Genomic DNA, 21,530 nt, shown 5'->3' with positions numbered 1-21,530 from the left:
AAGGGGGGAGATTGGCCATCACGCATTAGATCGCCAACGATCAGGTGCTGCGATTGCCACGACTGATCTCCCCCCTTGAGGGGGAGATGGCTGGCAAGCCAGATGGGGGTGCGCCAGGCGCAGACCTCAACTTCTACTTACTGACAAGCCTCACATTCAGGATCATCAATCGCACAGGCCTTCGGCGCAGAGGCGTAGACCGTCGGTTCCACCGACACGGCATTCAGCTTCCCGTCCGTACCTTTGAGCGTCGACTTCTCCACGGAAGTCGCGGCACTGGCGCGCAGATAGTAGGTGGTCTTCAAGCCCTTGCGCCATGCCAGCCGGTACAGCGCATCGAGCTTCTTGCCGGACGGATTGGCGAGGTAGAGATTGAGCGACTGTGCCTGATCGAGCCATTTCTGACGTCGCGAGGCCGCTTCGATCAGCCAGCTTGCATCCATCTCGAAGGCGGTCGCGTAAAGGGCCTTGAGATCGTCGGGTATGCGGTCGATTTGGCCGACAGAACCGTCATAATATTTCAGGTCCGACACCATCACCTCGTCCCACAGCCCGCGCGCCTTCAGGTCACGCACGAGTGCTGCATTCACGACGGTGAAGTCGCCCGACATGTTCGATTTGACGAAGAGGTTCTGATAGGCGGGCTCGATCGACTGGCTGACGCCGCAAATATTGGAGATCGTCGCTGTCGGCGCGATGGCCATGCAGTTGGAGTTGCGCATGCCGGCCTTCTTCACCCGCTTGCGCAATGTCTCCCAGTCGAGCGTGATCGTCTCGTCCATCTCGTTAAAGCCACGGGCATGGCTGACGCGGTTGATGCTGTCGATGGGCAGCACACCCTTCGACCAGAGGGAACCATTGAAGCTGGCATAGGCGCCGCGCTCTTCAGCAAGATCGGTTGAAGCCGAAATCGCATGATAGGAGATCGCTTCCATGGAGCGGTCGGCGAATTCCACCGCCTCATCGGACGAATAGGCAATGCGCAGCTTCTGCAAGGCATCCTGAAAGCCCATCAGGCCAAGACCGACCGGACGGTGACGCAGATTGGAAGCCCGCGCTTCGGGAATGGTATAGAAATTGATGTCGACCACATTGTCGAGCATCCGCATCGCCGTCTTCACGGTGCGTTCGAGCTTCTCGAAATCGAGCCCCTTCTCACCGATATGGGCGGCAAGATTGACCGAGCCCAGATTGCAGACAGCCACTTCATCCCTGGACGTGTTGAGCGTGATTTCCGTGCACAGATTGGACGAGTGAACCACGCCGACATGGCCCTGCGGCGAGCGCAGATTGCACGGGTCCTTGAACGTGATCCACGGATGGCCTGTCTCGAAGAGCATGGTCAGCATCCGCCGCCACAGATCGACCGCGCGCAGCGTCTTGTAGACACGCAGTTCCCCGCGCTTCGCTTTCTCCTCGTAAGCCGCATAAGCCTTGGCGAAATCCACGCCGTACAGGTCGTGCAGATCAGGCGTCTCATCGGGCGAGAACAACGTCCATTCGCCATCGGCTTCCACCCGCTCCATGAACAGGTCCGGCACCCAGTTGGCCGTGTTCATGTCATGGGTGCGCCGCCGGTCATCGCCGGTGTTCTTGCGCAGATCGAGAAACTCCTCGATGTCGATATGCCAGGTTTCCAGATAGGCGCAGACCGCACCCTTGCGCTTGCCGCCCTGATTGACCGCAATCGCCGTGTCATTGGCAACTTTCAGGAACGGCACAACGCCCTGGCTTTCGCCATTCGTGCCCTTGATATGTGCACCAAGCCCGCGCACCGGCGTCCAGTCATTGCCAAGCCCGCCCGAATATTTCGCCAGAAGCGCATTGTCCTTCACCGCCTTGAAGATGCCGTCGAGATCATCGGCAACCGTCGTCAGGAAGCAGGAGGAAAGCTGCGGACGCCGCGTGCCGGAATTGAAGAGCGTTGGGGTCGAGCACATGAAGTCGAAGGACGAGATCAGATTGTAGAACTCGATGGCCCGCGCCTCGCGATCGATCTCGCGAATGGCCAGCCCCATCGCGACACGCATGAAGAAGGCCTGCGGCAGCTCATAGCGCGCACCGTCCTTGTGCAGGAAGTAGCGATCATAAAGCGTCTGCAGCCCCAGATACTGGAATTGCAGGTCACGCTCTGGCTTCAGTGCAGCTGCGATGCGGTCGAGATCGAAGCGTGCAAGCTCCGGGTCCAGCATCTCCGCCTCGATGCCTGCCTCGATGAAGCCCTTGAAATAGGCTGGGTAGCGCTCGAACATCTCGGCCTGCGTGGCCTCGGTCGGGCGCTTTTCGATGAAACTCAGCACTTCGCGGCGCAGCTTGTCGAGAAGCAGGCGCGCAGAGACCTGCGAATAGTTCGGCTCCTGTTCGACAAGCGTGCGCGCGGCGAGAATGGGTGCCAATGCCAGCTCGTCCTGGCGGATGCCGTCATAAAGATTGCGCCGCGTCTCTTTCAGGATCGTCTCTGCCGAAACATCCGCAAGCCCAGCGCAGGCCTCTTCGATGACAACGGCCAGCCGCTTTTCGTCAAGCGGCACCGTGCTTCCATCTGAAAGCGTCATGGTCAGGCCAGCAGGAGCTGCAGCTTCGACTGTCACGGCTTCATCCGCATGCCGCTCGCGTGCACGCTCCTCGCGGTAAAGCACATAAGCGCGCGCCACCTTGTGGTGCTCGCTGCGCATCAGTGCCAGTTCGACCTGATCCTGGATTTCCTCGATATGGAAGAGACGCCCCGTTTCGCCGCGACGCGTGAGTGCGCCCACGACCTGCTCGGTCAGCTCTTCCACCACGTCATGCACGCGGCGCGATCCGGCAGCCGTGGAGCCTTCCACCGCAAGAAAGGCCTTGGTCAGCGCAACCGTGATCTTGGAAGGGTCGAAGGGCGTTACACCGCCATTGCGGCGAATGACGCGGAAACCCGGCTCACTCCGAGCCGCTTCCTGCTCGAACTTGAATTCCGGCTCGTGGTGAACGCCATTTTGCGGCGAGGTCTGGGTGGCGGCAGCACTGGGCATTTCGGTTCATTTCCCCCGTGAGAGCGAAGACGGGGAAAAGAAGCATGCCGAACTGCACACGCGCACTGGCGCAGCAGCTCAAGCGCACCTCCGGGACACCCCGCCCGTGGACGTTTCATCTTCATCACGGCAGGTTTCCTGGCTTGCAGCTCAAACGCTCCTGCCTGTCTTCCCGGCGGCCAAGCGCCAGTGACATGTTCGGCACGAACTCACTGCTTACAGTTGCGGGGGCAGCGCCGGTCTTGCGAGACATCTCGCGCACCGGCTTCCCTCTTAGCCCGCAAGCCGCATTTGCGACTCGAAGGCACCGTGATGACTATATCTAGTATCGCGGGAGCATCGCCTGTCAACGGATAGTTGAACTTATCCCTGATACGCACAGGCAATCGCAAAAGTGACTGCCTTGCTACTTGACTGTGCCCGCTATGCAGCATGGCCCGCTGGCTCCATGCAAGGAGCATCCGCGGCACAATCCCCACGCTTGACGGCGCAGGTCAAATCCGGCTCTCCTCGGCGCGATATCGGGAGCTTTCATGACCACCTTTCTACCTGCCGACAGCCTTTGGGCCGCAACCGCACCACAGCCGCCGAAGGCCCTACCCCTGGAAGGCGCCGGCACAGCCGATATCGCCATTGTCGGGGCCGGGTATACCGGTCTTTCGGCAGCACTTCATCTGGCACAACAAGGCGTTTCGGTGGTCGTGCTTGAGGCCATGGAGATCGGTCATGGCGGTTCAGGCCGCAACAAGGGACTGGTCAATGCGGGCATGTGGGTTCTGCCCGACGATCTTCCCGCAACGCTTGGCGCGCCTCATGGCGAACGCCTGTTGAACCTGCTCGCTGACGCACCGTCGCTCGTCTACGAACTGGTCGACCGCCACGGCATGAATTGCGAGGCCGTGCGAAAGGGAACGCTCCACCTGGCAGCCGACGCAACAGGTCTGAAGCAATTGCAGACACGTGCTGCCCAGTGGCAGGCGCGCAATGCGCCGGTCGAACTGCTGGACGCTGGCGAGACCGCGCGTCTTACCGGAACCGGCTCCTATCACGGCGCGTTGCTCGACCGGCGCGCTGGCACGATCCAGCCGCTTGCCTATGCTCGCGAACTCGCACGCGCAGCAATTCAAGCCGGCGCGACGATCCACACGCAATCGCCGGCGGTAAAGGTGGTGCGCGCAGGTTCGGACTGGTGCGTGGAAACGCCCAAGGGTCACGTCACGGCTTCCAGGATCATCGTCGCGACCAATGCCTATACGGTAAATCTGTGGCCGCAGCTGCGTTCCGAGCTTGTCTTCCTGCCCTATTTCAACTTCGCCACCGAGCCCCTGCCCGCTTCACTTGGCCACACGATCCTGCCCGAAGGACACGGCGCATGGGATACGAAAAAGGTGCTCACCTCCTTCCGTAAGGACCAAACCGGCCGCTTCATCTTCGGCAGTGTGGGAATGCTGGAGGGCATGGATGCGCGCGTGCACGCGCTATGGGCACGACGCCGGATGGAGAAGCTGTTTCCGCAACTGAAGGGCATAGCCTTTCAGAAGAGCTGGTATGGCATGATCGGCATGACCGACGACCACCTGCCGCGCTTCCACAAGCTTGACGAGAACATTTTCGGCTTTTCCGGCTATAATGGCCGCGGCATCGCACCGGGGACCGTGTTCGGACGGGTGCTTGCCGATTTCGCTACGGATCGCATATCTGCAGCCGGGCTTCCCCTCCCCGTCACACAGCCACGGCCTCGGAAAATACGCGGCATCCAGGAAGCGGGTATCCGCCACGGCGCAAGTGCCCTGCATCTGCTGCGCAGCTTCATCTAGGCCGCGCCGTATCGCTCCAGCGCAATAGCCAGAGCGCCATCAAGCGCATTGCCTTTCGGCGCGGCCAGCATGACAGTGATTTCATTGGGAAGATAAGGCGCATATTGTGCGCCGAGGCCACCGATGAGACAGATGCGGGAAGCTCCTTCGGGCAGGAGCTTCTTCAGCGACGCCGTCACGAAGCGCGCGCCGCCGCGCACAAGATCAAGCGCTATCGCATCATCCTGCGCGGCATGTTCGAGCACCTGCGGTGCAAAGCCGGCAAAAGCCTGTGGGCCAGCTGACGTGGCAAATTGCACGACTTCCTCGGGAGCGTTGCCGAAGCGGGAAAGAATGACGTCGCACAAGGGTGACGCCTCCAATAGTCCGTCATGGGCAAGAAGTACGCGTTCCAGTAGCCGGCGCCCGAGCCATGCACCGCTCGCCTGATCGCCAAGCACGAATCCCCAGCCGCCCATCAGCCGCGCCGTGCCGCCATGAACCGCACCAAAGACCGATCCTGTGCCAAGAATGGCCGCAGCACCATCCTCGCCGCCCAGACCACCGCGGATGGCAGTCTCTGCATCCCACAAGACCAGGCTTTCGCGAAAGGGCAACCTCTTGGGAAGACGCAGCGCCGCATCGCCGACATTGGCGCCCGCCAGGCCGAGAACCGCATCGGCTTGCCGAAGCTGCTCCACCGATATGCCGCCGGCAACACAGGCAGCGTTCACTGTCTCGACGATATTCGTAACAGCAGCATCGAAACCGCTGAACACATTCGCAGGGCCGCCATTGGCCGTGGAGAGGATGCGGCCGGAGCGCTCGGCAATCGCCACGCGACAGCCGGTCCCGCCGCCATCTACGGCAACCACCAGGTCGCCAGTTCCTATCGTGTCGTCTGCAGTCATGCCGCGCTCATGCCTCATCGCACGTCACTTGTCCAATAAGCAGCTTCGCGGCGCGCAGTCCGGTCAGGCCGCACTGCGTGACTTGCGGATGCGCGAATGCTCGAGCGTCTCGGCCAGAAAACGCGTATTCGCTTCAGGACAATCCGACGGCTGATCGAAAGAGACATAGCCGACTTCGACTCCTGCATCATGCGCGCTGAGCGACAGGCTGAAATAGACCGTCGCACCGCGTGGTCGCAGTTCCAGATCTAGCACGATGCGCGGATTGTCCGTCCATGTCACATAGGCTTCACAGCCATGTCCTAGACGCAATGTGCCCGGCATGAAGTAAAGCTCTGCAGCCGATTCGACGATGTCGGAGATGCTTGCAAGGCTGTCGAGCCTGATGAAGGCCACGAAATCGGCAAGCTCGATGAGACGCAGCTCGTTCGCCACTTCCTGCATGGCCCCGGCAACGATCTTTTCGCGCGCCTTTGAATGGATCTGAGGATTCATCTTTATGCTCCGGCCATACCTGGGCGATTGCCCACCTGATAAACCCGCCGAACAAGCTCGGCGACCGCCTTGTAGAACTGTGCTGGGATCATGCTATCCACCGAAACTTGTTTGTACATGGAACGGGCAAGGACAGGCTCCTCGAAAACCGGGATATTGTTGGCTTCCGCAATCTCGCGAATCTTGAGTGCGACGAGGTCCTGCCCCTTGGCGACGACCACGGGTGCTGCATCCTTGTCGCGCTGATAGCGCATTGCGATGGCGAAGTGGGTCGGATTGGCGATGACGAGCGTTGCCTGCGGCACTGACGACATCATGCGCTGGCGCGCCCGATCCCTTTGCAGCGAACGCTGGCGCGCCTTGACGATTGGATCGCCCTCGGCCTGCTTGTGCTCGTCCTTCACTTCCTGCTTCGTCATGCGCAGGTCCTGGCGCCAGTTGAAGCGGGACCAGACAAGGTCGGCGCCTGCAATCACCACCATCACCAGAACGATCGCCAACAGGATCTCGACCGCTATCTCGCGGATCGTGTCCGAAAATGCGACCGGATGCGTGACCATGCCCGACAGAAGCTGGCTGTCGGCCTGACGCAGCGTGAAGATCACGAAGCCGCCCGCGACCAGCACCTTGCCGAGGGATTTCGCGAATTCGACCCAGCCTTTCAGGCCGAACAAGCGGCTCCAGCCCTTGACCAGCGAAATCCGCTCGGCTTTCGGCTTGATACGGTCAAGCACGAAACGCGGCATGTTCTGCAAGACCGATGCGGCCACGCCTGCGGCAACCATCATCAGCATCAAGAGTGCCACCGCCCTGGCGATCTCCCAGAACACGATCCGGTAGAGCGCGATGGCATCCGTCTGTGTCTCCAGCGACCAGTCGTCTGCGCGCTCGAGGAAAATGGACAGGAAGCCGGCCAGCCGCATCGCCGTGTCGTTGGCGAAGAAGATCGCAAAGGTCAGAATGGCGAGGAAGGAGGCAAGAATCGGCGCTTCCTTCGAAAAGGGAAGCTGTCCCTTCTCGACGGAGTCACGGATTTTCTTCTCCGTGGCTTCTTCTGTTTTGCTTTCCTTGTCGGGTGCGTCCGCCATTCAAGCGCCTGCAGCGTCAGGCAGCTTGCGACTGGGTGGAGGGAAGCTCCACCGTGCCCTGCTGCGCAAGCTGCACGGCAGTGGAAGCGATACGGCGGCGTGCACGCGAAATCTCGTCATCGGGTGCGGCATCGTCACCGGCACCAAGCTCCGCCTCGATCATGCGGCGCGAGCGGGCGCCAAGTGCGGAAAGAACCGCTTCCTTGAGATCGGCAGGTGCCTTGCGCAGCGCCATGGTAACGAGATCCGTCGGCAGACCGTCGAAGAGCGCTACGCGTGAACGCTGCGACAGCACGACAATCTCCTCGAAGGTGAACAGACGTGCGCGAATGGCGTCGACATCGGAAGCACCGGCGGCCTCAAGATCGGCCATGACCTCGTCCACCTGTTCCTTTTCCATCTCGTTGAGAACATTCGCAACGCGTGCATGGCCTGCGGACGCATCCTTGCCATTGGCTTCAGCCTGCAGGATTTCAGAAACCCGGCGCTCGATGACGGCACGTGCACTGGAAGGCACCTGCCCCATGGTCGCCATGCGACGGACCACGTCGCCACGCATGGATTTGTCCAGAAGCAGAATGACCTGTGAGGCGGCCTGCGGCGGAATGTTGGCCAGAACGACCGCCACCGTTTGCGTGTGCTCTCCTGACAGGATCTGCCCCAGGCGCGTCGGGTCAAGCCGCCCAAGCTCTTCCCAGACCTCGTCCTGGGAGACGGGTGCCGGCTCGGAGCGGCCCAACAGTACATTGACCTCTTCCGGCGAAAGCGACTCGGTCAGAATGGTGTCCATGCTGTCAGCGGAATCGAGCAGACCCGCGCCGACGGTGAATTCCTTTTCGAACTCGGCAACCACCTGCTCGAGATCCGCCTGGGGTATCGTGCGCAGCATGCGAGCTGCTTCGATAAGGGATTTCAGCTCTTCCTGCTTGAAGAACTTCAATAGCCTGCCCGCCGACGGTTTGCCCATCGCCACCAGTATCGCTGCCGCTTTTTGCGGCTGGGTGAGCTTCATTGGAACGCCCATGGTCAGATGCCTCGCGCAGGTTTGTAGAGAAGTCAGCTCTTGGCCGTCTGGCCGGCGATTTCGGTAAGCTTCACGCCGAAACGGCTGGGATCACTCTCCAGGAGCGTGATCTCGCCGCGGGCGATACGCCGTCCATTGACGACGATATCGACCGGTTCGCCAATGCGTCGGTCAAGCGAAACGGTGGAGCCTTTCTGAAGCGCCATCAGATCCGAAACGGGCATCTCCGCCGAGCCCAGCACGATCTGGACCTCCACCGGAATTCCCATGACAAGATCGGGATTGCCCTTGCCCAGGGATGCGCTACCGCCGTGCCCGCTTTCGTCATGCAGGACGTCCCGCAGTTCCTCTATGGCCCGGTCGAGATGCTCTTCGCCGCCGGCGGTCTCTGCTGCCTGGGGTTCGCTCATGTTGTCACTTCCTTCTGTTCCGCCATTCATCCCGCAAGAAGGCCATCAATGACCTCCTGGCGCGCGTCGAATGGCCGGCGCACACGCACCGTGTAATGTTGTCCGAGTTTTCCGAACTCGCACAGGAAGACCGTCCGGTCGCGCGCCGAAAGCCGCGTCTCCGAACGAGCATTCTCGTCAAGTTCCAGCACCTGGCCGACCTGTAGCTGTGCAAGTTCGCCAAGCGGCACCTTCATCAGCGGAACGGTGGCCTTCAACTCGACCTTGGAACGCATCACCTCTTCATTGAAGCGGCTGCGCCAGGCTTTTGCTTCTGCGCTGCCGGCACCCGGCTGCGCCTGCACCCGCGTCTCCATGAGCACGCGCTGGGGAAAGAACGCGGTCAGTTCGCCCGTAGTTTCGCCCGCGCCCAGCGTGAAGGTGATCTTCACACCCGGGCCATCGCGCACCACGAAACGCTTGAAATCGGTTTCGCCGGAAAGCACGGTCGCGGCCGAATATTTCAGGCCCAAGGCGCGCACGCCTTCACCATTCATCGCATGGGCGAAGGCTTCGAACACCATGGAGGCGACATCCCGTTCGATCTTCGACGGGGCACGCTTGATCGGAGGGGGCGGAATGTCGGGGTCGCCACCGAAAAAGCTTGAAACAAGAAGAGACAGCGCCTGCGGATCAAGCCGCATGGTGAGAGCATCCCGGGATGTATAGGCGGGAACGACCACCAGCACGTCGAAGCTGTCCCGTTCCGGTTTCACTTCCGCCAGCCGCACGATATCCACGCTGGCGACGTCGATCGCCATGGGCATCGAGAGCTTGTCGCGGAAAACGTCGATGAGATTGGGCAGGGCGCGCATGGCCACCGCCCGTGCCGCATCACAGACCTTGCGCGGATCGCCGGTCGCCCCTACCAGGCGCTCCACGATCAGCTTGCGCATCAGCTCGGGATTTTCCGCCGCTTCGCTCATGACCACGCTCAAGCCGCCTGCTTTTCGGCACCGGCGGCACCGCCGGTATTCATCGTGTTCTCTTCCACCGCATCAATGGACGGACGGTCATAGGCCGAGATGGTCTTGCGCCCGAATTCCAGCGCCACCTGCGGAAGCGAGCCGTTCATATAGGCCAGCAGCGTCTGCTTCACGATGACATACATGCGATTGTTCTTCTCGCGCACGATCTTGATCTTCGTGGCGATCGGCCCGACCACGGCATAGGACATGAAGATGCCGACAAAGGTGCCCACGAGCGCCGCACCAACCAGCGCGCCCAGGATTTCCGGCGACTGGTCCAGCGCGCCCATGGCCTTGATGACGCCAAGCACGGCGGCAACGATGCCAAGCGCCGGCAGTCCGTCGGCCACACCCTGCAGGGCCTGATAAGGCTTCAGCTTGTCGCGGCGGATGGTCTGGATTTCCTCATCCATCAGCGCCTCGATTTCGAAGGGACGCGCATTGCCAATGATGATGATGCGGCAATAGTCACAGATGAAGTTGGTCAGATCCTTGTTGGCCATCACCGTCGGAAAGGCCTGGAAGATGGCAGACTCTTCCGGGTTGTCGATATGAGCTTCCACCTCGGCCCGCGACTTGGAGCGCAGCTCGCGCATCAGGCTGTGCAGAACGCCGAGCGTTTCCAGATACTCCGTCTGCTTGGGCACCTTCTGCTTCAGCGCTTCCATGCAGGCCTTGCCGGTATCCTTCACCGTTGCCATCGGATTGGCGACAAGGAAAGTGCCAAGCGCTGCGCCGCAGATGATCACGAATTCCCACGGCTGGGCCAGAACGGACACCTTGCCGCCCATGGCCATGAAGCCGCCAAGGACGCAACCAAGTGTTACTACCAGTCCGATGAGAATGCTCACGACGCACCTGCACTTTCGTTTTGTTGCAGACCTGAGTAGCGCGCGTGGCTTGCGTGAGGCTTGTTAGATGGACGATTTGCCCGATTGCGCGGCGAAAGCCTCGCGCAAGGCATGAATCCTAATGTCGCGCTCACCCAAGCGGGAGCGGCAGACCATGAACACTCTTTTGAGCTACCAACTGATATCGCGCGACATCGCGACTTCCATCAAGCGGGTTGAGGCCCAGCCACTGGTCAGTCGCGAGACCGAATATTACCGCGAAAATATCGGCAACATCAAAAGCATCGAGGAGTTCGTCGAGGACACGCGGCTCTTCAATTACGCCATGAAGGCGCATGGCCTGTCGGACATGGCCTACGCCAAGGCCTTCATGGTCAAGGCACTGGAAGGCGGGATCGACGATCCCGACAGCTTTGCGAACAGCCTGACCGACAAGCGGTACAAGGAATTTGTGAAGACCTTCAATTTCGCCCGAGACGGCGAGGCAACAACCAGCTTCTACAGCCCCACCACGGGCACCATCGACAAATATCTCCGCCAGACGCTCGAAGAGGACGCAGGCGAGAACAATGAAGGTGTGCGGTTGGCGCTATATTTCGAACGCAAGGCCTCAGGCATAAAGAATTTCTATGAAGTTCTCGCAGACCCTGCCCTTGGCAAGGTGGTGCGCACTGCCTTGGGTTTTCCCGAGTCCCTGGCACAGGCCGATATCGACAAGCAGGTCGAGATGTTCAAGGACCGCATCGATATCGAGGATTTTCAGGATCCCGAAAAGGTCGACGAGTTCCTCCAGCGTTTTGCCACGCTCTGGGAGATCAACAATCCCAGCTACACGCAGAACACCTCCATCGCCGCGCTGTTCAGCCAGCCTGCCGAGTTCGGCATCTCCACAGACATGCTTCTGACCATCGCGCAGATGCGCAAATAGAGCGAGTTCATGCAGACAGGTCTTTACGTATCCCTTTCCGCACAGATGGCGCTGGAGCGCCGTCTCACCACCCTTGCAGACAATGTTGCCAATGCCGGTACCGTCGGCTTTCGTGCAGGCGGCATCACCTTTGACGACGTGATGACCGGCCTGACCAACGAGGCCGTCAGCTTCGTCTCATCGGGCGAGACGAGCTATGACACACGTTCGGGTGCATTTGAGGAAACGGGCAATCCGTTCGACTTCGCGGTGCGTGGTGACGCCTGGTTCGGGATCGACACCCCGTCCGGCGTGGTGATGACCCGCGACGGGCGCTTCACGCTGCTTGACACGGGTGAACTGGTCACCTTGCAGGGCTATCCGGTTCTGGATGCAGGTGGCGCACCGCTCGTGCTTGATCCCAATGCCGGGCCTCCTGAAGCAGGTGGTGACGGTACATTGCGCCAGAACGGCAATCTGGTGGGCGCCATCGGCCTCTATGCCTATGCGCCCGGCCCCACTGCCACGCGCTTTGGCAATTCCGGCTTCATTCCCGACAACCAACCCCAGCCTGTAGTTGATCAGCCGGAGGTTGGCGTGAAGCAGGGCTTTGTCGAGAACTCGAATGTCGACCCGATGCACGAGATGATGCGCCTGATCCAGGTTCAGCGCGCTTTCGACCAGGTCTCGACACTGATGCGTGACAGCGACACATCGCTCAAAGACGCCATCAAGGCCATGGGCTCCTGATGCAAGACGTTCCGGCTGCACCGCCTGAAGCACCCGTTGCTGGCCCCGCACCGCTTCGCTCTCACAAGCTGGCAGCGCTTGAACATCTCTTCGAGCGTTTCCAGCAGCCCGAAAGGCTTGTGCGAACCGGCGGGCGCATCAGCGAAGTCATGCCAACGCAGTTTCGCGTGCGCGGCATGTCGGGTGCGGCGAAGCTGGGTGACATTGTTGCATTCGAGCATGGTGGCCGCCGGCACCGCGGCGAAATCATTCGCATAGGCGCGCAGGACGTTCTCGTTTCCCCGTTCGAACAGGATATGCAGGCAAGCCTTGGCCAGAAGGTCTTCAACGAAGGCCCGTTCCACGTCACCGCACATGAAAGCTGGCGCGGGCGGGTGGTGAACGCGCTGGCTGAACCCATCGACAGCGGCCCGCCGCTGATCCGCCCCGCACATCTGCGTGCAAAAGGCGGAGCGCCGGCTCCTCTATCGCGCCAGCGTGTGGCGAGCCCCTTTCTGACGGGCGTGCGTGTCATCGACATGTTCACGCCACTCTGCCACGGCCAGCGTCTTGGCATCTTCGCCGGCTCAGGTGTGGGCAAGTCAACGCTGCTCGCCATGCTCGCACGCGCCGAAGCCTTCGATACGGTTGTCGTGGCGATGATCGGCGAGCGCGGTCGCGAGGTGCGCGAATTCCTTGAGGACACGATCGGTCCTGAAGGTATGAAGAAAACAATCGCGGTCGTCGCCACCAGCGACGAAAGCGCCATGATGCGAAGGCGTGCGGCGGATACGGCCATGCGGGTTGCCGAATGTTTCCGCGACCGCGGCGAGCAGGTTCTGCTCGTTCTCGATTCAATCACCCGTTTCGCCCATGCCAGCCGCGAGGTCGCCACGGGTGCGGGCGAAGCTCCCGTGGCCCGCGGCTATCCCTCCTCCGTCTTCACCGATATGCCGAAGCTTCTGGAACGCGCGGGACCGGGCGAAGCAGGCAGTGGCGCGATAACCGCCATACTTTCCGTTCTGGTCGATGGTGATGACCACAACGATCCGGTGGCTGACTGCGTGCGCGGCATTCTGGACGGCCACATCGTTCTTGATCGCGCCATCGCGGAACAGGGGCGCTATCCGCCCGTCGACCCGCTCGCATCCATCTCACGCCTGGCAGATCGCGCCTGGAGCGACGACAAGCGCAAGCTCATCCAGAAGCTCAAGGCCATGATCGCCCGCTTTGAGGAAACCCGCGACATCCGCCTCCTCGGCGGTTTTCAGGCAGGCGCGGACCCGGGACTGGAACTGGCCGTGCGCCAGGTACCCGCGATCTATGACGTGCTCAGGCAATCGCCTGCAGACCGCCCCTCCTCAGATCCCTTCGGCGAACTCGCCAACATGCTCAAGGCACGGGAGAACCAGCAATGAACCAGAAGCTTGCAGGTCTTGTGCTGCCCGACGAAACTCCGGTCGAGGACGATCCTGCTCCGCAGGCAACGGAAGCTGCGCCAGTTGCCAGAAGCTGGCTGCGCGACCGGATTGCACGCAAGGGCACAAGCGATCTTGCATTCGCCTTCGGAGGTCTTGGCCTCGCACTCACCTGCGCGTTGTTTCCCTGGTACATTTTCTTCAACCAGGAAAAGTTCGGCATCAGGCCATTACAATTCGAAGGCAGGAACGATCTCACTGCAATCAAGGGCGAGGCACCTGATCTCACCGGTATGCGCCTGCCGCTCTCGATGGACGCGCCGGGTCTCGATTTTCTTGCAACCGGCAATGTCCCTGACGAGCCGGTAGTCCCGGCCAAGCTCTCACGCCAGCCCTTTCCAGGTGACGCCATCACCTTCCGCCTCGTTCACGCGGCCCACGGCCGGGCAATGATCGAGGATGACGCTGGCTTCTGGATTGTACAGCGCGGCTCGAAATTGCCGGACGGCTCCAAAGTCTCATCCATCGAAAGACGCGGGGATGAATGGGTTTTGGTCACCTCGTCAAACAAGGAAATCCCGCTCACACCCTGAATGGTTAATCAAAACTTGCGCGCCGCAAGGCTGACGCAAGTTCGGGGTTGTAGGTTCCTCACGAACCCAATGTGAGAGTCGTGATGGAACCCGTAAATCTGTTTGATCTGGCTACACGCCAAGCCAAGTGGCTTTCGGCCAGACAGGCGGCCGTTGCAGGCAATATCGCCAATATCCACACACCGGAATACAAGGCCATGGACGTCGAGCCGTTCGAGAACGTGCTCAACAACACCCGTGTCGCCCTGCAGTCCACCAATGCATCCCACCAGGCTTACGGCACTACGCCAGCGTCCTTCGACATGAACGAAGCGGACGATCCGAAGCTCTTGCCGTCCGAGAACAGCGTGGTGCTTGAAGAGGAGCTGGTGAAGTCGGGCGAGATCAAGCGGACCTTCGAGCTCAACACGGCCATCGTGAAGGCCTTTCACCGCATGATGATGATGACGACCCGGAGCTGATTGACGCCATGGACGCACTGACAACAGCAGTAAAGGTGGCCGGCACCGGTCTTGGCGCACAATCCGAACGCATGCGCGTTGTGTCGGAGAACCTCGCAAATGCGCAATCGACCAGCGACATTCCCGGCGGCGACCCCTACCAGCGCAAGACGATCAGCTTCGCAGCTGAACTCGACCGCGAGTCCGGCGGCAGCATGGTCAACATCTCGGCCATCGCGCGCGACAGCACCGCGTTTCCGCTGGAATACCAGCCCGGCCACGAAGCGGCTGACGAGAACGGCTATGTGAAGATGCCGAACGTCAACATGCTCGTTGAGATGGCCGACATGCGCGAGGCCAATCGCGGCTACGAAGCCAACCTGCAGGTGATGAAGCAGGCGCGCGAACTCATTTCCATGACCATCGATCTTCTGCGGAGCACGTGATGATTTCCGGTATCGGCGAACTCGGCCGCCTCACAAGCCTTGGACAGAACAGCCTGGATGACAGCCAGCCAAGCCAGGCCACTGCTCCTGCAGGAGAAGCTTTCTCGACCATGCTTTCGAATTTCGCCACCAGCACGGTCTCCAAGCTCGAAGGCGCCGAACTGATGTCGGTCAAAGCCATCCAGGGCGAGGCCGATACACGTGAAGTCGTCGACGCGGTCATGAGCGCCGAGCAATCGCTTCAGGCAGCTATCGCCATACGCGACAAGATCGTCACCGCATATCTCGAAGTCAGCCGCATGGCGATCTGAAGAAGGACAATCCGATGAAGGCCCTCTCCATCGCCGCAACCGGCATGAGTGCACAGCAGCTTAACCTTGAAGTTATTGCGAACAACATCGCGAACATCAACACGACCGGCTTCAAGCGTGCACGTGCCGAATTCTCCGATCTTCTCTATCAGGCCGAGCGTCTGCAGGGCGTTCCCAACCAGGCAAACGCAAATATCGTTCCCGAAGGTGCGCAGGTCGGACTTGGCGTGAAAACCTCGGCCGTGCGCAATGTTCACATCCAGGGTTCGCTCACCAATACGGGCAACAAGCTGGACCTCGCGCTTGTCGGCAAGGGCTGGTTCGCCATCGAAGGCGCTGACGGCGAGCAGCTCTACTCTCGCGCAGGCGCTTTCAATACCAATGCCGAAGGCCAGTTGGTAACCGTAGACGGCTTCCCCGTCACACCGGCCATCGTCATCCCCGAAGATGCGATCGAGGTCATCGTCAACAAGTCCGGCCAGATCTTCGCGCGGATGGAAGGACAGGCGAACCTGCAGGATCTCGGGCAGCTGACACTTGCAACCTTCGCCAACGAAGCGGGCCTCGCGCCCATGGGCGACAACCTCTTCCGCGAGACGACGGCCTCAGGCGCGGCCAATTTCGGTGTGCCTGGTGACCCCGGTTTCGCGACAGTGGAACAAGGTTACCTGGAAGATTCCAACGTTGATCCGGTGAAGGAAATCACCGAGCTGATCTCGGCGCAGCGCGCCTATGAGATGAATTCGAAAGTCATCAAGGCGGCCGACGAAATGGCCACCACCGTCACCCAATCCTTGAGGTAACACTGCGGTGAGCATCATGGGCACCTTTTTCAAGCGGCGGACCGTACTGGCAGGGCTGGCAGCAGCCCTGCCCCTTTTTGCTGCACTTGCAGGTGCCGTGCCTGCCAATGCGCAGGAAATGGTCGTGGTGCCCAATCGTGTCATCTATCCCGGTCAGACGGTGACCGCAGACGCACTTGACGAGGTCGAGCTTCGTCGCCAGTTGCGCGGCGGCACATCAGTCGTCCGCTCTCCCGATGAGATCGAGGGGCTGGTTGCCAAGCGCACGCTTCTTCCCGGCCGCATGATCATGACCTCTGCGGTGCGCAAGCCGCATCTGGTCGAGACAGGCTCGGCGGTAACGGTGCTCTTCGCACAAGGCGCATTGCAGATTTCGCTGATGGCCGTACCGCTGCAGCCAGGCGCTGCTGGTGACGTGATCAAGCTGCGCAACGTGGATTCCGGCGCGGTCTTTTCAGGAATCGTGATGCAGGATGGCTCAGTCCGGGTGCTGGCATCATGATGCGCCGCCTCGCCCTCCTCCTTGCCGCAACGCTGTTTGGCGCAGGCGTGAACGCTGCCGATCTCGAGCCAACGGTAGTCGGCTATGACGGCCAGCCGGGCTCCGCATCCCATGTCACCTATGGCGGCGGCGAAGGTTCGGACCGCTACATGATGGCTGGCCGGGGCATCGGTGCCATGTCGCGCATCAAGGACATTGCCCAGCTTCAGGCCTCCCGCGATAACCAGCTTGTCGGTTACGGCCTCGTGATCGGCCTGAAAGGCACGGGCGACAGCCTGCGCAATTCGCCTTTTACCGAGCAGTCGATCCGCGCCATGCTGGAAAATCTCGGCATCGCCTCGGAAGGTGGAACGGCCCGCGCGAAGAATGTTGCCGCAGTCATCGTCACCGCAAACCTGCCGCCCTTCGTTCAATCGGGTGCGCGCATCGACGTGACGGTTTCCTCGCTTGGCGATGCCACCTCGCTTGCCGGCGGCACGCTGGTCATGACGCCGCTGCGCGCTGCCGATGGCGAGATATACGCCGTATCCCAGGGACCGGTCATCGTCTCCGGCTTCTCGGCTGAAGGTCAGGCAGAAACACTCACCCAGGGTGTACCGACCGCTGGCCGCGTGCCCAATGGTGCGATCATCGAGCGCAGTGTCGATGCGCAGCTTTCCGATATCGCAAGCCTCACACTGCAGCTTCGCAATCCGGACTTCTCAACCGCCGTGCGCATTGCCGATGCCATCAACGCCTACACCGCGCAGCATTTCGGCAAGCGTCTGGCGAACGAGAAGGACGCCCGCACCGTGGTGATCCACCGTCCTTCAGGAATATCGGCAGCACGCTTTTATGCCGAGATCGAGAACCTGATTGTCGAATCTGATGCGCCTGCCCGTGTTGTCGTGGACGAACGCACAGGCACCGTCGTCATCGGTCAGGATGTCCGTATCTCCCGTGTCGCGATCAGCCACGGCGCGCTGACCGTGCGCATCACCGAAATGCCGCAGGTCGTGCAGCCGCTGCCCTTCTCCGACGGCGAGACTGCCGTCGAGCCCTTCACCGCGATCCAGGCCGATCAACCCGACGCGCGCGTGGCCGTGCTGGATGGGCCGGACCTTCAGACCCTTGTTCAGGGCTTGAACCGCCTGGGCGTGAAGCCTGACGGCATCATCGCAATCCTCCAGGGCATCAAGTCCGCAGGCGCCCTGCAGGCCGAACTGGTGCTCCAGTAGGAAAAAGGCCAATGAAGATGAACCGCCTCGCAGCCGCATTCCTCGCCCTCGCCACCGGCCTTTCGGCGCTCAGCGTGCCAGCGGCCTTTGCCCAGCCCAACCTTTCGGAAGCCAATCAGGACGAGATTGCGCGCTTCTGCTCCAACATAGCGGACGCTGCCCGCGACCGCCGCTACGCGCTGCAGACGATGGAGTTGAACAAGCTGCGCAGCGATGTGGATGAGCGCATCGTCGCTCTCGAAGACAAGCGCGCGGAATATGAGGAATGGCTTACACGTCGCGAGGTCTTTCTCGCCAAGGCCGAGGAAGGTCTCGTTGCAATCTATGCCAGCATGCGTCCCGACGCGGCCGCCGAACGCCTGTCTGAAGTCAGCTCCGATCTGGCCGCCGCCATTCTCATGAAGCTCGAGCCGCGGATTGCCGGCGTTATCCTCAACGAAATGAACAGCAAGGCTGCCGCGACGCTCACCACGATCATCGCAAGTGCAGCCCGCCCGAAAGACCCCTCATGATGTTCAAGCCGCGCAATCTGGCAGTCCTCGCGACCATCGCGCTCTCCGCCTGTTCGCAGGTTACCCATGAGCTCGGTCAGCCGCCCGCACTCTCGCCCGTTGGTGCGGGTGCGGAGCCAACCAGCCTGCCGGCATATCATTACCCGCAAGAGCCTGCTGCGCCGGTCAGCCGCTATTCGCTTTGGACTGACCGCCAAAGCCGCCTCTTCACGGACCCGCGCGCGCTTGAGGTGGGCGATATCCTCACGGTGCAGATCTCCATCAATGACCGCGCGCGCTTCAAGAACGAATCCGAACGTTCACGCAATGCCAGCCGCAACCTCGGTCTGGCAGGATCATTCGCGGTTGGCGGCGCTGGCTCCTCCGGTTCTGCCGAAGGTGAGATCGGATCGGGCACCTCGACCACAGGTGCAGGCGCGACCGAGCGGTCCGAAGCGATCAACCTGACCGTGGCAGCAGTCGTCACCGAGCGCCTGCCGAATGGCAATATGCGCATTTCCGGCACGCAGGAAGTCCGCGTGAATTCCGAGCTTCGCGTTCTCACCATAGCCGGCATTGCGCGCCCCATGGATATCGGACCGAACAACACGATCTCCTACGACCGCATTGCCGAAGCGCGCATTTCCTATGGTGGGCGCGGACGCATTTCAGAGGTTCAGGAGCCACCCTATGGGCAGCAATTCCTGGACCGCGTCCTGCCCTTCTGATGACGATGATGGATAATGGCACTCGTGGCTGAAACGACTGAAAAGAAATCCGGACCGTCAATGGTCGTGCAGCTTGGCCTGCTTGCTGTGCTTACCGCAGCTGCTGCCGGCAGCGGGTGGTTTGCAGGCGGGTATCTGCAAGATCTTCAGCCGGTGATCAAGGACGACACACCCGCCGGTGTGAAGCCCCAGGAGAAAGCTGAAGCCGAGGATGGCGCAGCCCCCGAAGAGGCCATGGCACCTGTCCTCGTCCCAATCGATCCCATCACGATCAATCTGGCAGAACCAAGCGAGGTCTGGCTGCGCACCGAGCTTCAGCTCCTGATGGCAGACGCCACCGATCCGGTCATGCCGCTGGTCATTCATCAGGACCTTGTGGCCTATCTGCGCACCCTGAAGCTTCGTCAGATCGAAAGTCCAAGCGGGTTCCAGCATGTAAAGGCTGATCTCCTCGAGCGCGCCAATATCCGCGCGAACGGTAAGGTGAAGGATGTGCTGGTAAGCACATTCCTCTTCGAATGACGCGCGTATTCCTTGTGACGCTGCCGCTGCTGGTGGCAGCTGATACTGCCTTTGCGCAGGCGCTCGACTTCGGCGCTTTGGCGGGTGACGCGGACGGCACGACCGTCGGCTACATCATCCAGATGTTCGGCCTGCTTACCGTGCTATCCATCGCACCCGGCATCCTGATCATGGTGACGAGCTTCACACGCTTCGTCATTGCCTTCTCCATCCTGCGCACCGGCATGGGACTGCCCACCACTCCGGCCAATCTCATCCTTATCAGCCTTGCGCTGTTCATGACCTTCTACGTCATGGCGCCGACCTTCGACCGTGCATGGAATGAAGGTTTGCAGCCGCTGATGAACAATGAGATCACCGAGGAAGTCGCGCTGGAGCGCATCTCCGACCCGTTCCGCGCCTTCATGGTCAACAATGTGCGTGAAAAGGACTTCGCCCTTTTCGCCGACCTCGCTCTCGAGCGCGGCGAGGTTGATGTGACGGCCGAGAACGCGGATCTGCGCGTGCTCATTCCCGCCTTCATGATCTCCGAAATCAGGCGCGGATTCGAGATAGGCTTTCTGATCGTCCTGCCATTTCTCGTGATCGACCTGATCGTGGCGACCATCACCATGTCCATGGGCATGATGATGCTGCCGCCGACCGTGGTGTCGCTGCCCTTCAAGCTTCTGTTCTTCGTGCTGATCGACGGCTGGAACCTGCTTGTCGGAAGCTTGGTGCGCTCCTTCGCGTGAGGTTGCACAAAACAACCTAAAGTTAGCCATTTGGTAGTAATTCGAGCTTAACCATAAGTCCAGCTCGGCGGGGTGAACACAACCAGCTGTTCACGGCATGATGCCTCTCCGCCGAACCGGACGGCCCGGTATGTCCTGTTTGTTTTTTGTTTCAAGGACACATGCCAAATGGCTAGCATCAACACCAATGCATCGGCGATGACCGCGCTGCAGACCCTCAACACCATCTCCAAGAACATGGCGACAACCCAGTCGCGCATTTCGACGGGTCTGCGCGTTGCGGAAGCCTCCGACAATGCCGCCTACTGGTCGATCGCAACGACCATGAGGTCAGACAACAAGGCCAATTCCGTCGTTCAGGACGCAATGGGCCTCGGCGCAGGCAAGGTGGACACCGCTTACACCGCCATGAACGACGCCATCGGCGTTGTTGACCAGATCAAGGAAAAGGTTCTGCTTGCGAAATCCGCAAGCACGGAAGACCGCGCCAAGATCCAGTCCGAAATTGACGCCCTTCAGTCGCACCTGACCGACTCCATCGGCAGCGCATCCTACGCTGGCTCCAACCTGCTGCAGACGGATCCAGGTGGCGCCGGCAACCTGAGCGTGATCTCTTCCTATAATCGATCTGCCGCCGGCGCCGTGACCACCGGCACCATCGACGTTGCACTGGCCAATGTCCGCCTCATCGATACCACTGGCAACACCGGCATCCTGGACCTTGAGACCGCAACCACCAACTCTGGCAACGTCTCCGTACTGACGCTTGATGTCACCACGGCAACCCACCAGTCCGCCGACTTCGACGATATGCTCACCATCGTCGAAGCTGCACTCAGCGACATGGCAACCGGTGCTGCCGAGCTCGGTGCAGCCAAGTCGCGCATCGATCTGCAGAAAGAGTTCGTGTCAAAGCTCTCCGACGCCATCGACCGTGGTGTAGGCCAGCTCGTCGACGCCGACATGAATGAAGAGTCCGCACGCCTTTCCGCTCTGCAGGTTCAGCAGCAGCTCGGCGTTCAGGCGCTCTCCATCGCAAACTCCAACTCGCAGAATATCCTCTCGCTCTTCCGTTAATCGGAACAGCCACAGCTGGAAC

At 60.8% G+C, this 21,530-nt stretch carries 24 protein-coding genes and 1 riboswitch; of the genes, 16 read left to right on the top strand and 8 right to left on the bottom strand.

All coding sequences use genetic code 11. The annotated features are described in order from the left end of the window. Positions 1-137: 137 nt before the first annotated feature. Complete coding sequence (locus tag EL18_RS01115; protein ID WP_036478907.1) at positions 138-3,008, bottom strand: ribonucleoside-diphosphate reductase subunit alpha; 2,871 nt, start codon at positions 3,006-3,008, stop codon at positions 138-140. Between the two features lie 111 nt (positions 3,009-3,119). Then, a riboswitch (cobalamin riboswitch) is annotated at positions 3,120-3,335 on the bottom strand. A gap of 206 nt (positions 3,336-3,541) precedes the next feature. On the opposite strand from EL18_RS01115, the gene EL18_RS01110 reads away from it, so the two are divergent. After that, positions 3,542-4,825, top strand: coding sequence for an NAD(P)/FAD-dependent oxidoreductase (locus tag EL18_RS01110; protein ID WP_036478906.1), 1,284 nt, complete (start codon positions 3,542-3,544; stop codon positions 4,823-4,825). On the opposite strand, the gene EL18_RS01105 is transcribed toward EL18_RS01110, so the two are convergent. The 7 genes from EL18_RS01105 to motA form a co-directional block, all read right to left on the bottom strand. Next, positions 4,822-5,715, bottom strand: a complete 894-nt coding sequence (locus EL18_RS01105; RefSeq protein WP_036478904.1) for a glucosamine kinase nucleotide-binding domain-containing protein — start codon at positions 5,713-5,715, stop codon at positions 4,822-4,824. The genes EL18_RS01110 and EL18_RS01105 overlap by 4 nt on opposite strands. Before the next feature lie 63 nt (positions 5,716-5,778). Further along, positions 5,779-6,210: a hypothetical protein gene (locus EL18_RS01100; protein WP_036478902.1), complete on the bottom strand. Its 432-nt coding sequence runs from the start codon at positions 6,208-6,210 to the stop codon at positions 5,779-5,781. 2 nt (positions 6,211-6,212) lie between these two features. Beyond that, the gene (gene flhB / locus EL18_RS01095; RefSeq protein WP_036478899.1) at positions 6,213-7,298 is read right to left on the bottom strand and encodes a flagellar biosynthesis protein FlhB; all 1,086 of its coding nucleotides are present in this window, start codon (positions 7,296-7,298) and stop codon (positions 6,213-6,215) included. 16 nt (positions 7,299-7,314) lie between these two features. Next, entirely contained in the window at positions 7,315-8,322 is a 1,008-nt protein-coding gene (locus tag EL18_RS01090; protein WP_036478895.1) for a flagellar motor switch protein FliG, read from the bottom strand. Between the two features lie 32 nt (positions 8,323-8,354). Continuing rightward, positions 8,355-8,732, bottom strand: coding sequence for a flagellar motor switch protein FliN (gene fliN / locus EL18_RS01085; protein WP_036483610.1), 378 nt, complete (start codon positions 8,730-8,732; stop codon positions 8,355-8,357). A gap of 26 nt (positions 8,733-8,758) precedes the next feature. Next, positions 8,759-9,697: a FliM/FliN family flagellar motor switch protein gene (locus EL18_RS01080; protein WP_036478892.1), complete on the bottom strand. Its 939-nt coding sequence runs from the start codon at positions 9,695-9,697 to the stop codon at positions 8,759-8,761. An 8-nt stretch (positions 9,698-9,705) separates the two neighbouring features. After that, positions 9,706-10,590 (bottom strand): flagellar motor stator protein MotA, encoded by an 885-nt coding sequence (gene motA / locus EL18_RS01075; protein ID WP_036478890.1) that lies wholly within the window; start codon positions 10,588-10,590, stop codon positions 9,706-9,708. Positions 10,591-10,744: 154 nt separating this feature from the next. Between motA and EL18_RS01070 the strand changes: the two genes are divergently transcribed. From EL18_RS01070 to EL18_RS01000, 15 genes are all read left to right on the top strand, one after another. Next, on the top strand, positions 10,745-11,518 hold the full coding sequence (locus tag EL18_RS01070) for a DUF1217 domain-containing protein (RefSeq protein WP_036483608.1): 774 nt from the start codon (positions 10,745-10,747) through the stop codon (positions 11,516-11,518). Positions 11,519-11,527: 9 nt separating this feature from the next. Next, positions 11,528-12,247, top strand: coding sequence for a flagellar basal-body rod protein FlgF (gene flgF, locus EL18_RS01065; RefSeq protein ID WP_036478886.1), 720 nt, complete (start codon positions 11,528-11,530; stop codon positions 12,245-12,247). Then, positions 12,247-13,644: a flagellar protein export ATPase FliI gene (fliI, locus tag EL18_RS01060; RefSeq protein ID WP_036478884.1), complete on the top strand. Its 1,398-nt coding sequence runs from the start codon at positions 12,247-12,249 to the stop codon at positions 13,642-13,644. Before flgF ends, fliI begins: the two co-directional genes overlap by 1 nt. Beyond that, on the top strand, positions 13,641-14,237 hold the full coding sequence (locus tag EL18_RS01055; RefSeq protein WP_051913628.1) for a hypothetical protein: 597 nt from the start codon (positions 13,641-13,643) through the stop codon (positions 14,235-14,237). Before fliI ends, EL18_RS01055 begins: the two co-directional genes overlap by 4 nt. A gap of 83 nt (positions 14,238-14,320) precedes the next feature. After that, entirely contained in the window at positions 14,321-14,698 is a 378-nt protein-coding gene (gene flgB, locus EL18_RS01050) for a flagellar basal body rod protein FlgB (protein WP_036478882.1), read from the top strand. Positions 14,699-14,706: 8 nt separating this feature from the next. Next, the gene (flgC, locus tag EL18_RS01045) at positions 14,707-15,123 is read left to right on the top strand and encodes a flagellar basal body rod protein FlgC (RefSeq protein WP_036478873.1); all 417 of its coding nucleotides are present in this window, start codon (positions 14,707-14,709) and stop codon (positions 15,121-15,123) included. Then, a complete protein-coding gene (gene fliE, locus EL18_RS01040) occupies positions 15,123-15,434 on the top strand; it encodes a flagellar hook-basal body complex protein FliE (protein WP_051913627.1) in 312 nt (103 codons plus the stop codon). The genes flgC and fliE overlap by 1 nt, the downstream gene beginning before the upstream one ends. A 14-nt stretch (positions 15,435-15,448) precedes the next feature. After that, a complete protein-coding gene (flgG, locus tag EL18_RS01035; protein WP_036478870.1) occupies positions 15,449-16,237 on the top strand; it encodes a flagellar basal-body rod protein FlgG in 789 nt (262 codons plus the stop codon). A 16-nt stretch (positions 16,238-16,253) separates the two neighbouring features. Continuing rightward, positions 16,254-16,739: a flagellar basal body P-ring formation chaperone FlgA gene (flgA, locus tag EL18_RS01030; RefSeq protein ID WP_036478868.1), complete on the top strand. Its 486-nt coding sequence runs from the start codon at positions 16,254-16,256 to the stop codon at positions 16,737-16,739. A 149-nt stretch (positions 16,740-16,888) separates the two neighbouring features. Further along, positions 16,889-17,956, top strand: coding sequence for a flagellar basal body P-ring protein FlgI (locus EL18_RS01025; protein ID WP_051914126.1), 1,068 nt, complete (start codon positions 16,889-16,891; stop codon positions 17,954-17,956). 11 nt (positions 17,957-17,967) lie between these two features. Continuing rightward, on the top strand, positions 17,968-18,468 hold the full coding sequence (locus EL18_RS01020) for a MotE family protein (RefSeq protein ID WP_036478864.1): 501 nt from the start codon (positions 17,968-17,970) through the stop codon (positions 18,466-18,468). After that, positions 18,468-19,175 carry a flagellar basal body L-ring protein FlgH gene (gene flgH / locus EL18_RS01015; protein ID WP_200875520.1) on the top strand — a complete coding sequence of 236 codons (708 nt, stop codon included), beginning with the start codon at positions 18,468-18,470 and terminating at the stop codon, positions 19,173-19,175. Before EL18_RS01020 ends, flgH begins: the two co-directional genes overlap by 1 nt. A 15-nt stretch (positions 19,176-19,190) precedes the next feature. After that, entirely contained in the window at positions 19,191-19,697 is a 507-nt protein-coding gene (locus tag EL18_RS01010; protein ID WP_036478859.1) for a flagellar basal body-associated FliL family protein, read from the top strand. Continuing rightward, positions 19,694-20,431 (top strand): flagellar type III secretion system pore protein FliP, encoded by a 738-nt coding sequence (gene fliP / locus EL18_RS01005; protein ID WP_036478856.1) that lies wholly within the window; start codon positions 19,694-19,696, stop codon positions 20,429-20,431. Before EL18_RS01010 ends, fliP begins: the two co-directional genes overlap by 4 nt. Positions 20,432-20,599: 168 nt before the next feature. Continuing rightward, positions 20,600-21,508 (top strand): flagellin N-terminal helical domain-containing protein, encoded by a 909-nt coding sequence (locus tag EL18_RS01000; RefSeq protein ID WP_036478854.1) that lies wholly within the window; start codon positions 20,600-20,602, stop codon positions 21,506-21,508. Positions 21,509-21,530 lie beyond the last annotated feature (22 nt).

It is taken from the genome of Nitratireductor basaltis, from assembly GCF_000733725.1.
Taxonomy (GTDB): Bacteria; Pseudomonadota; Alphaproteobacteria; order Rhizobiales; family Rhizobiaceae; genus Chelativorans; species Chelativorans basaltis.
The sequence above is the reverse complement of the archived record's forward strand: the minus strand, read 5'-3'. Positions and strand labels throughout refer to the sequence as shown.

What these genes read in the sequence shown, in the direction of transcription:
- EL18_RS01020 (WP_036478864.1), top strand. Translation starts at nt 17,968, where the DNA reads ATGAAGATGAACCGCCTCGCAGCCGCATTCCTCGCCCTCGCCACCGGC.
- flgG (WP_036478870.1), top strand. Translation starts at nt 15,449, where the DNA reads ATGAAGGCCCTCTCCATCGCCGCAACCGGCATGAGTGCACAGCAGCTT.
- flgB (WP_036478882.1), top strand. Translation starts at nt 14,321, where the DNA reads ATGGAACCCGTAAATCTGTTTGATCTGGCTACACGCCAAGCCAAGTGG.
- fliI (WP_036478884.1), top strand. Translation starts at nt 12,247, where the DNA reads ATGCAAGACGTTCCGGCTGCACCGCCTGAAGCACCCGTTGCTGGCCCC.
- EL18_RS01000 (WP_036478854.1), top strand. Translation starts at nt 20,600, where the DNA reads ATGGCTAGCATCAACACCAATGCATCGGCGATGACCGCGCTGCAGACC.
- fliN (WP_036483610.1), bottom strand. Translation starts at nt 8,732, where the DNA reads ATGAGCGAACCCCAGGCAGCAGAGACCGCCGGCGGCGAAGAGCATCTC.
- EL18_RS01115 (WP_036478907.1), bottom strand. Translation starts at nt 3,008, where the DNA reads ATGCCCAGTGCTGCCGCCACCCAGACCTCGCCGCAAAATGGCGTTCAC.
- EL18_RS01055 (WP_051913628.1), top strand. Translation starts at nt 13,641, where the DNA reads ATGAACCAGAAGCTTGCAGGTCTTGTGCTGCCCGACGAAACTCCGGTC.
- EL18_RS01100 (WP_036478902.1), bottom strand. Translation starts at nt 6,210, where the DNA reads ATGAATCCTCAGATCCATTCAAAGGCGCGCGAAAAGATCGTTGCCGGG.
- flhB (WP_036478899.1), bottom strand. Translation starts at nt 7,298, where the DNA reads ATGGCGGACGCACCCGACAAGGAAAGCAAAACAGAAGAAGCCACGGAG.
- flgA (WP_036478868.1), top strand. Translation starts at nt 16,254, where the DNA reads ATGGGCACCTTTTTCAAGCGGCGGACCGTACTGGCAGGGCTGGCAGCA.
- EL18_RS01080 (WP_036478892.1), bottom strand. Translation starts at nt 9,697, where the DNA reads ATGAGCGAAGCGGCGGAAAATCCCGAGCTGATGCGCAAGCTGATCGTG.
- flgF (WP_036478886.1), top strand. Translation starts at nt 11,528, where the DNA reads ATGCAGACAGGTCTTTACGTATCCCTTTCCGCACAGATGGCGCTGGAG.
- EL18_RS01110 (WP_036478906.1), top strand. Translation starts at nt 3,542, where the DNA reads ATGACCACCTTTCTACCTGCCGACAGCCTTTGGGCCGCAACCGCACCA.
- flgC (WP_036478873.1), top strand. Translation starts at nt 14,707, where the DNA reads ATGGACGCACTGACAACAGCAGTAAAGGTGGCCGGCACCGGTCTTGGC.
- flgH (WP_200875520.1), top strand. Translation starts at nt 18,468, where the DNA reads ATGTTCAAGCCGCGCAATCTGGCAGTCCTCGCGACCATCGCGCTCTCC.
- EL18_RS01010 (WP_036478859.1), top strand. Translation starts at nt 19,191, where the DNA reads ATGGCACTCGTGGCTGAAACGACTGAAAAGAAATCCGGACCGTCAATG.
- EL18_RS01105 (WP_036478904.1), bottom strand. Translation starts at nt 5,715, where the DNA reads ATGACTGCAGACGACACGATAGGAACTGGCGACCTGGTGGTTGCCGTA.
- fliP (WP_036478856.1), top strand. Translation starts at nt 19,694, where the DNA reads ATGACGCGCGTATTCCTTGTGACGCTGCCGCTGCTGGTGGCAGCTGAT.
- EL18_RS01090 (WP_036478895.1), bottom strand. Translation starts at nt 8,322, where the DNA reads ATGGGCGTTCCAATGAAGCTCACCCAGCCGCAAAAAGCGGCAGCGATA.
- EL18_RS01070 (WP_036483608.1), top strand. Translation starts at nt 10,745, where the DNA reads ATGAACACTCTTTTGAGCTACCAACTGATATCGCGCGACATCGCGACT.
- EL18_RS01025 (WP_051914126.1), top strand. Translation starts at nt 16,889, where the DNA reads ATGATGGCTGGCCGGGGCATCGGTGCCATGTCGCGCATCAAGGACATT.
- fliE (WP_051913627.1), top strand. Translation starts at nt 15,123, where the DNA reads ATGATTTCCGGTATCGGCGAACTCGGCCGCCTCACAAGCCTTGGACAG.